Origin of the sequence: Serratia sarumanii (assembly GCF_029962605.1) — a bacterium.
In the GTDB taxonomy this organism is placed as follows: domain Bacteria; phylum Pseudomonadota; class Gammaproteobacteria; order Enterobacterales; family Enterobacteriaceae; genus Serratia; species Serratia sarumanii.
This window is the reverse complement of the sequence record NZ_CP124750.1, coordinates 1317893-1332338: the sequence shown is the minus strand read 5'-3', so window position 1 is coordinate 1332338 and position 14446 is coordinate 1317893. Positions and strand designations below refer to the sequence as shown.

13 protein-coding genes are annotated in these 14446 nt (G+C 62.5%); 10 read left to right on the top strand and 3 right to left on the bottom strand.

Annotated elements, in window-relative coordinates:
• Positions 1–32: 32 nt before the first annotated feature.
• Entirely contained in the window at positions 33–1499 is a 1467-nt protein-coding gene (gene ansP, locus SSARUM_RS06310) for an L-asparagine permease (RefSeq protein WP_033637529.1), read from the top strand.
• A gap of 37 nt (positions 1500–1536) precedes the next feature.
• Here ansP and SSARUM_RS06305 read toward each other — a convergent pair whose 3' ends face one another.
• Positions 1537–2316 carry a HalD/BesD family halogenase gene (locus SSARUM_RS06305; protein ID WP_060429705.1) on the bottom strand — a complete coding sequence of 260 codons (780 nt, stop codon included), beginning with the start codon at positions 2314–2316 and terminating at the stop codon, positions 1537–1539.
• 117 nt (positions 2317–2433) lie between these two features.
• Between SSARUM_RS06305 and SSARUM_RS06300 the strand changes: the two genes are divergently transcribed.
• A complete protein-coding gene (locus SSARUM_RS06300) occupies positions 2434–3330 on the top strand; it encodes a LysR substrate-binding domain-containing protein (RefSeq protein ID WP_049212806.1) in 897 nt (298 codons plus the stop codon).
• Here the strand turns inward: SSARUM_RS06300 and SSARUM_RS06295 are convergent.
• Positions 3315–4067, bottom strand: coding sequence for an SDR family NAD(P)-dependent oxidoreductase (locus SSARUM_RS06295; RefSeq protein ID WP_049234992.1), 753 nt, complete (start codon positions 4065–4067; stop codon positions 3315–3317). The genes SSARUM_RS06300 and SSARUM_RS06295 overlap by 16 nt on opposite strands.
• A gap of 151 nt (positions 4068–4218) precedes the next feature.
• Between SSARUM_RS06295 and SSARUM_RS06290 the strand changes: the two genes are divergently transcribed.
• The 8 genes from SSARUM_RS06290 (at position 4219) to SSARUM_RS06255 (ending at position 13411) form a co-directional block, all read left to right on the top strand.
• On the top strand, positions 4219–4983 hold the full coding sequence (locus SSARUM_RS06290) for an arylamine N-acetyltransferase family protein (RefSeq protein WP_060429703.1): 765 nt from the start codon (positions 4219–4221) through the stop codon (positions 4981–4983).
• Between the two features lie 123 nt (positions 4984–5106).
• Entirely contained in the window at positions 5107–5736 is a 630-nt protein-coding gene (locus SSARUM_RS06285; protein ID WP_060429699.1) for a response regulator transcription factor, read from the top strand.
• Positions 5736–7277, top strand: a complete 1542-nt coding sequence (locus SSARUM_RS06280) for an MASE1 domain-containing sensor histidine kinase (RefSeq protein ID WP_060429697.1) — start codon at positions 5736–5738, stop codon at positions 7275–7277. The genes SSARUM_RS06285 and SSARUM_RS06280 overlap by 1 nt, the downstream gene beginning before the upstream one ends.
• A gap of 84 nt (positions 7278–7361) precedes the next feature.
• On the top strand, positions 7362–8666 hold the full coding sequence (gene uhpC / locus SSARUM_RS06275; RefSeq protein ID WP_060429695.1) for an MFS transporter family glucose-6-phosphate receptor UhpC: 1305 nt from the start codon (positions 7362–7364) through the stop codon (positions 8664–8666).
• Positions 8663–9694, top strand: coding sequence for an ABC transporter substrate-binding protein (locus SSARUM_RS06270; protein ID WP_033647097.1), 1032 nt, complete (start codon positions 8663–8665; stop codon positions 9692–9694). The genes uhpC and SSARUM_RS06270 overlap by 4 nt, the downstream gene beginning before the upstream one ends.
• Positions 9695–9761: 67 nt before the next feature.
• On the top strand, positions 9762–11840 hold the full coding sequence (locus SSARUM_RS06265; protein ID WP_060387402.1) for an ABC transporter permease: 2079 nt from the start codon (positions 9762–9764) through the stop codon (positions 11838–11840).
• Between the two features lie 11 nt (positions 11841–11851).
• Positions 11852–12898 (top strand): ferric ABC transporter ATP-binding protein, encoded by a 1047-nt coding sequence (gene fbpC, locus SSARUM_RS06260; protein WP_043146856.1) that lies wholly within the window; start codon positions 11852–11854, stop codon positions 12896–12898.
• A gap of 246 nt (positions 12899–13144) precedes the next feature.
• A complete protein-coding gene (locus tag SSARUM_RS06255) occupies positions 13145–13411 on the top strand; it encodes a hypothetical protein (protein WP_004939738.1) in 267 nt (88 codons plus the stop codon).
• Positions 13412–13452: 41 nt separating this feature from the next.
• On the opposite strand, the gene dusC is transcribed toward SSARUM_RS06255, so the two are convergent.
• A complete protein-coding gene (gene dusC / locus SSARUM_RS06250) occupies positions 13453–14385 on the bottom strand; it encodes a tRNA dihydrouridine(16) synthase DusC (protein ID WP_033647104.1) in 933 nt (310 codons plus the stop codon).
• Positions 14386–14446 lie beyond the last annotated feature (61 nt).

Genomic DNA, 14446 nt, shown 5'->3' with positions numbered 1-14446 from the left:
CGTTCATCATAGACAGGTAAACAGGACGGATAATGCACTCACAAAAAAAGTCGGCGGACGATAAACACGCCGCCAGAAGACGCTGGCTAGACTCTCATGAATCCGGTTATCACAAAAGCATGGGCAACCGGCAGATCCAAATGATCGCCATCGGCGGTTCGATCGGCACCGGCTTGTTCCTCGGTACCGGCGGCCGTCTCGAACTGGCCGGGCCGGCGCTGGCGCTGGTCTATCTGGTGTGCGGGATCTTCTCTTTCTTCATCCTGCGCGCGCTGGGCGAGCTGGTGCTGCATCGCCCTTCCAGCGGCAGCTTCGTTTCTTACGCCCGCGAATTTCTCGGTGAGAAAGCCTCTTATGTCGCCGGCTGGATGTACTTCCTCAACTGGGCGATGACCGGCATCGTCGACATCACCGCGGTGGCGCTGTACATGCACTACTGGGGCACCTTTGCCGACGTGCCGCAGTGGCTGTTCGCCCTCGGCGCGCTCGGCATCGTCGCCACCATGAACATGATCGGCGTGAAGTGGTTCGCCGAGATGGAGTTCTGGTTCGCGCTGATCAAGGTCGTCGCCATCGCGCTGTTCCTGATTGTCGGCGTCGTCTTCCTCGGCACCGGCACCCCGGTCGCCGGCCACACCACCGGCATGCACCTGATCACCGAAAACGGTGGCATGTTCCCGCACGGCCTGCTGCCGGCGCTGGTACTGGTGCAAGGGGTGATCTTCGCCTTCGCCGGCATCGAGCTGATCGGCACCGCCGCCGGCGAGTGTAAAGATCCGGCCAAAATGATGCCCAAAGCGATCAACAGCGTGATCTGGCGTATCGGCCTGTTCTACGTCGGCTCCGTGGTGCTGTTGGTGCTGCTGCTGCCGTGGAACGCCTATCAGGCCGGCCAAAGCCCGTTCGTCACCTTCTTCAGCAAGCTGGGCGTGCCTTACATCGGCACCATCATGAACATCGTGGTGTTGACCGCCGCGCTGTCCAGCCTCAACTCCGGCCTCTACTCCACCGGCCGCATCCTGCGTTCGCTGGCGATGGGCGGCTCGGCGCCGAAGCTGATGGCCAAAATGAGCAGCCAGCAGGTGCCTTATGCCGGCATCCTGGTCACCTGCGGCATCTACGTGATCGGCGTGGTGCTCAACTACCTGGTGCCTTCGCAGGTATTCGAGATCGTGCTGAACATCGCCTCGCTGGGCATCATCGCCTCCTGGGCGTTTATCATCGTCTGCCAGATGCGCCTGCGCAAAGCCGTGCGCGAAGGCCGCGCGCAGCCGGTATCGTTCAAAATGCCGGGCGCGCCGTTCACCTCCTGGCTGACGCTGGCGTTCCTGCTGATCGTGGTGGTTATGATGGCGTTCGACTACCCGAACGGCACCTGGACCATCGCCACCATTCCGGTGCTGGCGGTGCTGCTGACGCTGGGCTGGTTCGGCCTGCGCAAGCGCGCGCAGGAAGTGAAGCGGGAGCAGCAGGCTCACGAAGAGCAGAACCCGCACTGAATCGACAAACCGCCCTCCGGGGCGGTTTTTTTATCCGCTATAAGCGGCCGTAGAACGTCATTCTGGCGCTTTCCGACAGCATCACGTCCGGCTGCGCATTGTAGGCCAGCACCACCAGCATGCGCGTGATGTCGCCTTCGGTCGGCGTCACCCGGTGCATGGCGTTGCGCCCGCGAAACAGCACCAAATCCCCCTCCTCCATCGCCAGCCGTTTGGCCGCCCGCTCGCCGTCCAGCACCTGCGTGACCCCGGCATAGTTCATCTCGCCGCGATCGGCGTCGCGCAGGTTCTCCACGTACTCGAAACGCCCGCCTGCCGCCGGTTTCTGGATCAGCAGCGTGATGGCGAACGACGAGTTGTCGAAGTGCCAGCCCAGCTCCTGGCCGGTGTGGGCGTAATGCAGGTTGATCGACGACAGCCGATCGGCGTAGGGATACAGCTGCGCCTCATCCAGCACCGCGCAGAGGAACGCGCGAAACGCCGGGGCGTCGTACAGCGCACGCAGCGGCGACTGCGGCGGAATATCTTCGTCGGTAATGCAGCCCTTGGACGACACCACCAGCCGGTTGCGCGCGTGATCGGCCGGCAGCGTATCGTCCTGCGGCCGCAGATACACGTTGTGTTTGCTGGTGGCGTAAAACGCCGCGTGGTGCTGTTCGGCGCCTTCCAGCCTTACCGTCGCCAGCGCGGCGGCGCGCAGAAATCCCGGCAGCACCAGCGCGCCGGCGCGCTCCAGCGTTTGCCGGCAACGGACGCGGAATGCGGCGTCGTCGATGGGATGGGCGGACAGATCGATAATATCGGCAAGTTGCGGCATGGCGTTCCCCCTCGTGTGCGATAGCCGGATGCCTCTCACTGTAGCGAATGGCGCATTGCCGCCATAACAAAAATACGTTATGGATAAGCTAACCAATTCTTAGCGATAGCCCTGCCCATGCACTCACCGTTCCGCGCGCGCTTGCCCAAGCTGAGCGCCATTCTGGCGTTCGAAACCGCCGCCCGCACCGGCAGCCTGGCCCGCGCGGCGGATACGCTGGCGCTGACCGCCGCCGCCGTCAGCCAGCAGATCCGCCAGCTCGAACAGCATCTGGGCATCACGCTGTTCATCCGCGCCAAAAGCGGCGTCACGCTGACCGAACAGGGCGCGGACTACCTGGCCTACGTGCAGGAGGCGTTCGAAACGCTGCGCGTGGCGCAGCAGCACGTCGAGCGCCAGCGCGGCAAACAGACGCTGACGGTGTTCGCCCTGCCGGCGTTGGCCTCCAAGTGGCTGAACCCGGCACTGGGCGACTGGCTGGCGCAGTGCCCCGACGGCGATCTGCGGCTGCACGCCACCCATGCGGCGGTCGATTTCGCCCATTCGGCGGCGGACTTCGCCCTGTGCTTCGGCGAACAGGATTACCCGCTGCTGGAAAAGGTGCGGCTGTTTCAAGATCGGGTGCAGCCGGTGTGCAGCCCGGCGCTGCGCGATCGCGGCGACTGGACGCAGTTGCCGCTGATCCACGTCGACTGGGGCAAAGAGAGCCAGTTTCTGCCGGGCTGGCACGAGTGGTTTACCGCCGCCGAGCGAATGCCGCCGGCGCGGCGCGGGCTGACCTATAACCTGACTTCACTGGCCATCGACGCCGCCGTGCAAGGGCGCGGGGTGCTGCTCGGCCAGCGGCGGCTGATCGGCCGTGAACTGGCGGCAGGCCAGCTGGTCACCCTGGCCGAACCGGCGCTGCCGCTCAGCAAACCCTACTACGTGGTTTACCCGCCGCGCACGCTGGAAAAACCCGGCGCAGCGGCGTTTCTCAATTGGTTGCAGGCGCTGGCTCAGCGCGCGGTATAACCGCCGTCGATGCTGTAAAACGCGCCGGTGGTGAAACTGCTGTCGTCCGAGAGCAGGAAAGCCACCGTTTTCGCCACCTCTTCCCGCGTCGCCATTCTCCCCATCGGGTGCGAAGCGGCCATCTGCGCCCGCACCGGCGCCGGCAGAGTCCCCATCGCCGGCGTCTCCACATAGCCCGGCCCGACGGCGTTGATGCGCACGCCGCGCGTGGCGAACTCCAGCGCCGCCGAGCGCGTCAGGCCCAACACGCCATGCTTGGCGGCGGTATAAGGCGCGATCCCGGCAATGCCCACCACGCCGTTGGCGGAAGATAGGTTCACCACCGCCCCGCCGCCGCCGGCGACGATCGCCGGCAGGCCGTACTTCATGCCGAAAAACGTGCCGCTCAGGCAGGTGGCGATCACCTCATGCCAATCTTCGACCGCGTACCGATCGATGTCCACCTCGTGCGGGCCGGTGATCCCGGCGTTGTTGACCAACAGATGCAGCGCGCCGCAGCGCCGCACCGTCTCTTCAATACCCTGCTGCACCGACGGCGCCTCACGCACGTCCATCCGCAACGTCATCACCCGTCGGCCCTCGGGATCGAGCCGCGCGGCGGCGGCGGCGAGAGGCGCGGCGTGGCGGCCGGTCATCACCACCGTGGCACCGCGCCGAAACAGTTCGGCGGCGATCGCTTCGCCGATGCCGGTGGAAGCGCCGGTCACCAGCGCCACCCGATGTTTGAAATCTTGCATAACCGTTCTCCTGCCAGATTGAACTCAGGGGAACAGGCTAACGCCGACCAGTGACAGTTTGCGGCAGCAGCGACAGCGCAGCACGTAATGCGCTCACAAAAGCCGCAAAGCCCGCTATTTTATGCCTACTTTTTCTCATGCGAGACTCCCTGTGGATACCCAACGCTACCTGCAGCATATCGGCTTTACCGGCGCCGCCCGCCCTGACCTCCACACGTTGCAACAGCTGCACCATCGCCACATGCTGAGCGTCCCGTTCGAGAACCTGAGCATTATTTATCATCAGGGTATTCAGCTGGCGCCGGAGGCGCTGTTCAGCAAGGTGGTCGAGCGCAACCGCGGCGGTTTCTGTTATGAGCTGAACGCGCTGTTCGCCCTGCTGCTGCGGGAGATCGGTTTCAAGGTGAGCTTCATCTCCGGCGAGATCCGCGCGCGCGACGGCCATTTCGGCCCGCCCTACGACCATCTGGCGCTGCGGGTGGATCTGGCGGGCCAGGCCTGGCTGGTGGACGTCGGTTTCGGCGATTCCTTCCTGACGCCGCTGAAGATCGTCGCCGCCGAGCCGCAACCGCAGGCCAGCGGCACCTTCCACCTGGAGCGGGAAGGCGACTATTACCTGCTGGAGCGCCGCAACGGCGACCAACGTTCGCATGCCAAAACCCTGTATCGCTTTACCGTTCAGCCGCGCGAGCTGCATGAGTTCGACGAGATGTGCCGCTTCCACAGCACCTCGCCGCAGTCGCACTTCACCCAGCGGCTGGTGTGTTCACGGCCGACGGACCACGGCCGGGTGACCCTCAGCGACATGAAGCTGATCGTGACCGAAGATCATCAGCGCCACGAAACGACGCTGCATTCGGAAGAGGAGCGGCGCGCCGCGCTGTGGCAGCATTTCGCCATCGATTTGGATCGTTGACGGCGCAGGCGGCGCCCTTTTATTACGATTCTGTTACACCGATTGCATAACCGCGCTTGGCTGATTGCCAGCACCGCGGCGGCAGGCATCATAGGGCCATGATTCGTCAACAGAGTGCGAAAAATGATCCGTGTGATACTGGTGGATGACCATGTGGTGGTGCGCTCCGGCTTTGCGCAGTTGCTCAACCTCGAGGACGATCTCGACGTGGTGGGGCAATACAGCAGCGCAGCGGCGGCCTGGCCGGCATTGCTGCGCGACGACGTCAACGTCGCGGTGATGGACATCGCCATGCCGGATGAAAACGGCCTCAGCCTGTTGAAACGCCTGCGGGCGCAGAAGCCGCAGTTCCGCGCAATCATCCTCAGCATCTATGACTCCCCCACCTTCGTGCAGAGCGCGCTGGACGCCGGCGCCAGCGGCTATCTGACCAAACGCTGCGGGCCGGAAGAGCTGGTGCAGGCGGTGCGTTCCGTCGATATGGGCGGCCATTACCTATGCGCCGACGCGCTGCGGGCGCTGCGCGGCGGCGAGCGGCCGGCCACCGCGCTGGAAGTGCTGACCCCGCGCGAGCGTGAAATCTTCGATCTGCTGGTCAAAGGCGACAGCGTAAAGGAGATCGCGTTCAAGCTCGATCTCAGCCATAAAACGGTGCACGTGCATCGCGCCAACGTCCTGGGCAAGCTGCAGTGCAACAGCACCATCGAGCTGGTGCATTTCGCTCTCGACCATCAGCTGCTGGCGGGGCATTGATGTCGCCCCGCTTCCGGCCCTGGGTTATCTCGCTGTTTATCCTGTTGGCCTGGGGCAGCGGCTGGCTGATGCTGTGGACGCTCGGTTTCTATCTGACCCGCAACGGCAACCAGGCGGCGCTGTTTCTGCCACACGGCGTCTATCTCGCGCTGCTGATCCTGCTGGCGCGCCGCTATTGGCCCGCCCTGATAATTCCGCCGGTGCTGTTGCTGTTCTGGCTGCACGGCGAACGCCTGCTGAGCGGCTTCGGCCTGCTGGCCGCGCCGTTTATCACCCTGTTTCCGGCCGCGGTCGCGCAACGACTCTGGCACCGTTTTCCGCTCTACTGGCAGCGGCTGACGCTGCTGCTGGTTGCGGTGACCGCCGCCTCGCTGCTCAACACCGCCCTGCTTTCGCCGTTTGTGCCAAGCCCGGCGATGCTGCTTGGCCTGGCGTCGTTTACCGGCGGCGTCTTGCTGACCCCGTTCGTCTATCTGATCTTTGAATTTCTGCGCCAGCAGCACCGTTACCACCTGCTGGGGCTGGACATCCCCAACCCGCCGCTGCGCGCGTCCTTAATCATCTGGTGCAGCCTGTTTTTCGTTATCGGCATCGGCACGCAGATGGTGCTGTCGCCGGAAATCGAGCGCCTGCTGCTGATCGTGGTGTTTCTGCCGAACGTGGTGATGGCGTGGAAGTTCGGCTGGCAGGGCGGCGTGCTGTCCGGCCTGCTCGGCAGCATGATGATCACCCTCGCCCGGCAGGTCGGCGTGGGGTTCGGCAATCTGGTCGAGCTGGAGATCTTTCTGGCGACGCAGGCGCTGCTCGGCATCGGCCTGGGCATCGCCATCAGCCGCCAGCAGCACCTGGCGCAAAACCTGCACCACTATCAGCGTCGCCTGGAAGAAGAGCTGGCGGCGCGGCGGGCGCTGACCGAAAAACTGATCCACACCGAAGAAGACACGCGGAAAAACCTGGCGCGCGAGCTGCACGATGAAATCGGCCAGAACATCACCGCGATTCAAATCCAGTCGCAGCTGGTTAAGCGGGCGCGCGATCCGGCGCAAACCCAAGCCGCCGCGCACCAGATAGGCGAGCTCGCCCGGCGCATTCATCACTCCACGCGCCAGTTGCTGCGCCAGCTTCGCCCGCCCGCGCTGGACGAACTGGCGTTCAAAGAGGCGCTTCACCACCTGCTAAGCGAATTCGCCTTTGCCGAACGGGGCATCCACTGCCGTTTCGATTACCGGCTGAGCGAGACGCCCGCCGGCGAAACGGTGCGCTTCACCCTCTACCGGCTGCTGCAAGAGCTGCTCAACAACGTGTGCAAACACGCCGAGGCCAGCGAGGTCGCCATCGTCTTGTATCAGCAAGGCGCGCTTTTGCACCTCGAGGTGCGGGACAACGGCATCGGCATCCGTGCGGACAAGGTGCCCGGCCTCGGCATTCAGGGGATGCGCGAGCGGGTCAGCGCACTGGGCGGCGAGCTGACGCTGGAAACGCATTGCGGCACGCGGGTAATTGTTAACCTGCCCACAAATTTGCAACAAACCGCCGACTAACTAGGAAAAAGTCTTAGCCACTCCGGACTTTATCTCATCCCCTTTCCCTTTCACCTTCTTATAGTCACCACCAGGGAGGCGGCTATGCAGGCACGCTCGGCATCTGAAATCGATCATCGTTACCGCGCGCTGCGCCCGCGACTGCTGCTGTACATGGTCATCGGGTACGCCGCCTTTTACCTGACGCGCAAAAGCGTGAATTACGTGCTGCCGGCGCTGCAAACGGATTTGGGCCTGGATAAAGGGGACATCGGCCTGCTCGGCTCGCTGTTTTACCTGAGCTACGGCCTGTCGAAATTCGCCGCCGGGCTGTGGCACGACGGCCACGGGCAGCGCAGGTTTATGGGGATCGGCCTGTTCGCCACCGGCTTGCTGAACGTGGCGTTTGCCTTCGGCGGATCGCTGACGCTGCTGCTGGCGGTCTGGGCGCTGAACGGCTTCTTTCAGGGCTGGGGCTGGCCGCCCTGCGCGCGGCTGCTGACCCACTGGTATTCGCGCAACGAGCGCGGCTTCTGGTGGGGCTGCTGGAACATGTCGATCAACCTCGGCGGCGCGATCGTGCCGCTGATCAGCGCCTTCGCCGCCCAGCGCTGGGGCTGGCAGGCGGCGATGCTGATCCCGGGCGCCGTCAGCATGGTGTTGGGCATCTGGCTCACGCGGCGGCTGACGGGCACGCCGCAGGAAGAAGGCCTGCCGTCGGTCGGCCGGTGGCGCCACGATCCGCTGGAACTGCGCCAGGAACAGCAAAGCCCGCCGACGGGGCTGTGGCAGATGTTGCGCACCACGATGCTGAAGAACCCGATGATCTGGCTGCTCGGCGTCTCTTACGTGCTGGTCTACCTGATCCGCATCGCGTTGAACGACTGGGGCAATCTCTGGCTGACGGAAAGCCACGGCGTCAACCTGCTCAGCGCCAACGCCACGGTGATGCTGTTCGAGGTAGGCGGCCTGCTCGGCGCGCTGTTCGCCGGCTGGGGCTCGGATTTGCTGTTCGGCGGGCAGCGCGCGCCGATGATTTTGCTATTCACGCTCGGGCTGATGGTTTCCGTCGCCGCGCTATGGCTGGCGCCGGTGCATCACTACGCGCTGCTGGCGGGCTGTTTCTTTGCGGTGGGTTTTTTTGTCTTCGGCCCACAGATGCTGATTGGCCTCGCCGCCGTGGAATGCGGGCACAAAGGCGCAGCGGGCTCCATCACCGGTTTTCTCGGCCTGTTCGCCTACCTGGGGGCTGCACTGGCGGGCTGGCCGCTGTCGCAGATCATCGAAGGCTACGGCTGGTCAGGCATGTTCAGTTTGCTGTCGATCGCCGCCGTTCTTATGGGTTTATTGCTGATGCCGCTGCTGATGGCGAGCGTTACCACCTCTACCGAGAGAAGGATAAAACAATGAAAAAAACCTTAGTCACTACCCTGATAGCTTCCGGCATCGCGCTGGCCACGCTGAGCGGCGCCGCGCACGCCAAGGGCCGCCTGGTGGTCTACTGCAGCGCCACCAATGAAATGTGCGAAGCGGAAACCAAAGCCTTCGGCGAGAAATATGACGTGAAAACCTCGTTCATCCGCAACGGCTCCGGCAGCACGCTGGCGAAAGTGGACGCCGAGAAGAAAAACCCGCAGGCGGACGTCTGGTACGGCGGCACGCTCGATCCGCAATCCCAGGCCGGTGAAATGGGGCTGCTGCAGCCATATAAATCGCCAAACCTCGAACAGGTGATGCCACAATTCCGCGATCCGGCGAAGCTGAAAGGCAACTACTCCTCGGCGGTCTACGTCGGCATTCTCGGCTTTGGCGTCAATACCCAGCGCCTGAAAGAGAAAAACCTGCCGGTGCCCAAGTGCTGGAAAGACCTGACCAAGCCGGAATACAAAGGCGAGATTCAAATCGCCGATCCGCAGAGCTCCGGCACCGCCTACACCGCTCTGGCGACCTTTGCCCAGCTGTGGGGGGACGATCAGGCGTTCGATTACCTCAAGCAGCTGAACGCCAACGTCTCGCAGTACACCAAGTCCGGCATTGCCCCGGCGCGCAACGCCGCCCGCGGCGAAACGGCAATCGGCATCGGTTTCCTGCATGACTACTCGCTCGAAAAGGAACAGGGCGCGCCGCTTGAGCTGATCTCGCCTTGTGAAGGCACCGGCTACGAAATCGGCGGCGTCAGCATCCTCAAAGGCGCGCGCAACCTCGACAACGCCAAGCTGTTCGTGGATTGGGTGCTGTCGAAAGAGGCGCAGGAACTGGCATGGCAGAAAGGCAAGTCCTATCAGATCCTGACCAATACCACCGCCGCTACCTCGCCGAACTCGCTGAAGCTCGACGATCTGAAACTGATCAACTACGACATGGACAAATACGGCTCGACCGAGGTCCGCAAGGCGCTGATCAACAAATGGGTCAGCGAAGTCAAGATGGGTAAATAAACCCGCATTCTGCGCCTGTTGCCGGGTAAGCCTCACGCCTTACCCGGCCTGAACATCCGGGAAACTTATGTCACATACACATGCTCTCCATCTCGTGAAAAAACGAGATGCGATATTCCTTTGGGTCTTGCTTGGCTGGCTGGCGTTCGCCCTGCTGCCGAGCTGGAGCCTGGATTACGGCCTGCTGGAGTCCACCGGCGATGAAATCCTCGCGGCCTACGGCTGGTCACACCGCAATGTCAGCTGGCTATGGTGCCTGTTGCCGAGCCTGCTGCTGCTTCGCCCCTACGCCCCAGCGGGCGGTGAACGGCGGCGGCGCCACGCGTTCGATGCCGGCTGGGCGCTGCTGTGCATGGCCTTTATCGTCGTCAGCGCCACGGTGGCGGGGCGCGGTTTAGGCTACGCCACCCTGGTACAATTGACCGCGCTGGGCGCCATCATGACGCTGGCGCTGACCCGCCTCGAATGGCTGGGCGGCGACCGTTTCGTTATCGGCGCGCTGGTCACCATCGTGGCGCTGATCGGCGTCTTCATCGTCTGGCCGAGCATCGCGATTTTCATTCCGATGTTCACCGACCAGACGGGTGCGTTCGCGCCGCTGGCGTTTATGAACGTGCTGTCGCAGGCGCATATCGTTCAGGTGATCCTCAACTCCATCGCCCTGTCGATCGCGGTGGGCGCCGGCTGCACCTTCTTCGGCCTGGTGCTGGCGATTTACACCACCCGCATCGCCAGGCGCAGCGCCATTATCGGCCGCATCTTCTCCATCCTGCCCATCGTCACGCCGCCGTTCGTCGTCGGCCTGGGCGTCACGCTGATGATGGGGCGCTCCGGCTACGTCACCGAGTGGATGGTGGCCTGGTTCGGCCTGACCAACACCAACTGGCTGTACGGCTTTACCGGCATCTGGCTGGCGCAGGTGCTGGCGTTCACGCCGATGGCGTTCATGATCCTCGACGGCGCGATCAAGACCATTCATCCTTCGCTGGAAGAAGCCTCCTACACCCTGCGCGCCAGCCGTTGGCAAACCTTTAACGGCGTGTTCGTGCCGCTGCTGAAACCGGCGCTGGCCAACGCGTTTCTGATCGTGGTGGTGCAATCGCTGGCCGACTTCAGCAACCCGCTGGTGCTCGGCGGCAACTTCGACGTACTGGCGACGCAAATCTATTTCTACATCACCGGCTCGCAGCTCGACTATCAGGCCGCCAGCACCCTCGGCGCCTTCCTGCTGCTGTTCTCGCTGCTGGTGTTCTGCATCCAATACCTGTGGATCGGCAAACGCTCTTACGTCACCGTGTCCGGCAAATCCTACCGCGGCGACGTACAGCCGCTGCCGGTCACGCTGGTGTGGAGCGTGATCGCGCTGCTGGCGGTGTGGGTAGCCTTTAACGCCCTGCTCTACGGCAGCATTTTCTACGGCAGCTTCACCGTCAACTGGGGGGTGGATTACACGCTGACGCTGGATAACTTCATCAAGCTGTTCGGCCAGGGCATGAGCGACGGCGCGTGGCCTTCGCTGCTCGACACGCTGCTGTACGCCGGGATCGCCGCGCCGATCACCGCCGCGTTCGGCCTGCTGATCGCCTGGATCGTGGTGCGCCAGCAGTTCAAGGGCAAAAAGACCATCGAGTTCACCACCATGCTGTGCTTTGCGGTGCCGGGCACCGTGGCCGGCGTCTCTTACATTCTCGCCTTCAACAGCGCGCCGGTGTACCTCACCGGGACGGCCGCCATCGTGATTATCTCGATGGTGATGCGCAACGTGCCGGTGGGCATTCGCGCCGGGATCGCCGGGCTGGGCCAGATAGACAAATCGCTGGACGAAGCCTCGCTCAGCCTGCGCGCCGGCTCGCTGCGCACCATTACGCACATCCTGCTACCGCTGCTGCGCCCGGCGATCCTGTCGGCGCTGATCTACAGCTTCGTGCGCGCCATCACCACCGTCAGCGCCATCGTCTTCCTGGTGACGCCCGATACCCGCGTGGCCACCGCCTACATCCTCAACCGCGTGGAAGACGGCGAATACGGGGTGGCGATCGCCTACGGTTCAATTCTGATCGTGGTGATGCTGGCGATTATTTTCCTCTTTGACTGGCTGATCGGCGAGGCACGCATCTCCCGTTCAAAAGCCAAAAACCAGGCGTAATGGAGCCCATGATGAGCCAGAAAAATTTCGTTGAACTGCGCAACGTCTCCAAACGGTTCGGCAGCAACACGGTGATCGACAACATCACGCTCACCATCCCTCGGGGGCAGATGGTGACGCTGCTCGGCCCTTCCGGCTGCGGCAAGACCACCATTTTGCGCCTGGTCGCCGGGCTGGAGAAACCGAGCGACGGGCAGATATTCATTGATGGCGAAGACGTCACCCATCGTTCCATCCAGCAGCGTGACATCTGCATGGTGTTCCAGTCTTATGCCCTGTTCCCGCACATGTCGCTGGGGGAAAACGTCGGCTATGGCCTGAAGATGCTCGGCATTCCGCGCGCCGAAGTGAAAGCGCGCGTGCAGGAAGCGCTGGCGATGGTGGATCTGGCGGGGTTCGACGATCGCTATGTCGATCAGATCTCCGGCGGCCAACAGCAGCGCGTGGCGCTGGCGCGCGCGCTGATCCTCAAGCCGAAAGTGCTGCTGTTCGACGAGCCGTTGAGCAACCTCGACGCCAACCTGCGCCGCAGCATGCGCGAAAAGATCCGCGAGCTGCAAAAGCAGTTTGATATCACTTCGCTGTACGTCACTCACGATCAGAGCGAGGCTTTCGCGGTCTCAGACACCGTGCTGGTGATGAACAAGGGGCATATCATGCAGATAGGCTCGCCGCAGGATCTCTATCGGCAGCCGGCGTCGCGCTTTATGGCGAGCTTCATGGGGGACGCCAACCTGTTCCCGGCCGGCTTCAGCGCGGACTATGTCGATATCAGCGGCTATCGCCTGCCGCGCCCGGCGCACTTTGCCGCCGAAGGTGCCGGCACGGTGGGCGTGCGGCCGGAAGCGATCACGCTGAGCGAGTACGGCGAGGAAAGCCAGCGCTGCGTGATCCAGCATGTCGCCTACATGGGGCCGCAGTATGAAGTCACGGTGGCGTGGCATGGGCAGCAGATTTTGCTGCAGGTTAACGCCACTCGCCTGCAGCCCAACGTCGGCGAACAGTATTATCTGGAAATACACCCCTACGGCATGTTTATGCTGGCGGACGCGGCATAATAAGCATCACTCTTAAGCGTTAGAATAACGGCCATTCCGCATGGAATGGCCGTTAATAACCGCCAAAAAAACCGTATTTATCTATTTTTACAATTCCACCCAAGTCCTTGTTCAATCGAAAAATAAATATAGTCGCATTCATTAAAAAATAACTACCTGGGCCACCAAGGGTGATATTTTTATTTAGATGGGGTAAGCTTAATCCCGCAGTCGAAATTATTTAACGGCCAACTCAAGGAGAAATTCATGAGCAACAATGCAAACGCACAGGCGCAGCTGGATAATTTACGTAACGTCGCTTCCCAGCTGAAGGAAATGCGCCACTATGCGCAGGCGAATACCGAAACGCTCTCCGCACACTGGCTGGCCTTCGATCAGGGGGAATGCAAAAATAAGGCATTCGCCGAAGCCATTAACGACCTGTTGAATAAACAGGGCGCCTGTCTGGAAGGGCTGGAAAAAACCATTCAGGATATCGAGATAGAATTGAACCGTCTCGACAAAGCCGCCTGATAATACCGATTTAAATAAACCCGCCGCGTGCGGGTTTATTTTTAGCTACGGCAGATGACGCGCGCAATATCCCCTGACGTCGTCAGCGCGCGTATTTCGCTGAACAGTTCGCTGGCTTCGTCATATTCTTTACGCAAATAGCCCAGCCACTGTTTGATGCGTGCCACGTGATACAGGCCGGTATCGCCCTGCTTTTCCAGATGGACGTATTTTTGCAGCAGCTCAACCACCTGCGGCCAGGGCATGCGCGGTTCGTTGTACTTCACCACCCGGCTCAGGTTCGGCACGTTGAGCGCGCCGCGCCCCAGCATGATGGCGTCGCAGCCGGTCGCCTGCAGGCAATCCTGCGCGCTCTGGTAATCCCAGATCTCGCCGTTGGCGATCACCGGAATGCTCAGCCGTTGGCGGATCTCGCCGATCGCCGCCCAGTTGATGCGATCCGCCTTGTAGCCGTCCTCTTTGGTGCGGCCATGCACCGTCAGCTCGCTGGCGCCCGCCTGCTGCACCGCATCGGCGATTTCAAAACTGCGGTTGGAGGAGTCCCAACCCAAACGCACCTTCACCGTGACCGGCAGATGGGCCGGCACCGCCGCGCGCATCGCTTTGGCGCCCTGGTAGATCAATTCCGGATCTTTGAGCAGCGTCGCCCCGCCGCCGCTGCCGTTCACCAGCTTGGACGGGCAGCCGCAGTTGAGATCGACGCCGTAAGAGCCCAGCTCCACCGCGCGCGCGGCGTTCTCCGCCAGCCACTGTGGGTGCTGCCCCAGCAGCTGTACGCGCACCAGCGTGCCCGACGGCGTGCGGCTGGCGTGGCGCAGCTCCGGGCACAGCCGGTAGAACGACTTGGCCGGCAGCAGCTGATCGACCACGCGCAAAAATTCGGTGATGCACAGATCGTAGTCGTTCACCTCGGTGAGCAACTCACGCACCAAAGAATCGAGAACGCCCTCCATCGGAGCCAATAATACGCGCATGACCAATCCCAGCTAAAAAAAGACCCGCAATGATACGGGTGAATGCCCGCGCCAGACAAGC

What these genes read in the sequence shown, in the direction of transcription:
- ansP (WP_033637529.1), top strand. Translation starts at nt 33, where the DNA reads ATGCACTCACAAAAAAAGTCGGCGGACGATAAACACGCCGCCAGAAGA.
- SSARUM_RS06305 (WP_060429705.1), bottom strand. Translation starts at nt 2,316, where the DNA reads ATGCCGCAACTTGCCGATATTATCGATCTGTCCGCCCATCCCATCGAC.
- SSARUM_RS06300 (WP_049212806.1), top strand. Translation starts at nt 2,434, where the DNA reads ATGCACTCACCGTTCCGCGCGCGCTTGCCCAAGCTGAGCGCCATTCTG.
- SSARUM_RS06295 (WP_049234992.1), bottom strand. Translation starts at nt 4,067, where the DNA reads ATGCAAGATTTCAAACATCGGGTGGCGCTGGTGACCGGCGCTTCCACC.
- SSARUM_RS06285 (WP_060429699.1), top strand. Translation starts at nt 5,107, where the DNA reads ATGATCCGTGTGATACTGGTGGATGACCATGTGGTGGTGCGCTCCGGC.
- SSARUM_RS06280 (WP_060429697.1), top strand. Translation starts at nt 5,736, where the DNA reads ATGTCGCCCCGCTTCCGGCCCTGGGTTATCTCGCTGTTTATCCTGTTG.
- uhpC (WP_060429695.1), top strand. Translation starts at nt 7,362, where the DNA reads ATGCAGGCACGCTCGGCATCTGAAATCGATCATCGTTACCGCGCGCTG.
- SSARUM_RS06270 (WP_033647097.1), top strand. Translation starts at nt 8,663, where the DNA reads ATGAAAAAAACCTTAGTCACTACCCTGATAGCTTCCGGCATCGCGCTG.
- SSARUM_RS06265 (WP_060387402.1), top strand. Translation starts at nt 9,762, where the DNA reads ATGTCACATACACATGCTCTCCATCTCGTGAAAAAACGAGATGCGATA.
- fbpC (WP_043146856.1), top strand. Translation starts at nt 11,852, where the DNA reads ATGAGCCAGAAAAATTTCGTTGAACTGCGCAACGTCTCCAAACGGTTC.
- SSARUM_RS06255 (WP_004939738.1), top strand. Translation starts at nt 13,145, where the DNA reads ATGAGCAACAATGCAAACGCACAGGCGCAGCTGGATAATTTACGTAAC.
- dusC (WP_033647104.1), bottom strand. Translation starts at nt 14,385, where the DNA reads ATGCGCGTATTATTGGCTCCGATGGAGGGCGTTCTCGATTCTTTGGTG.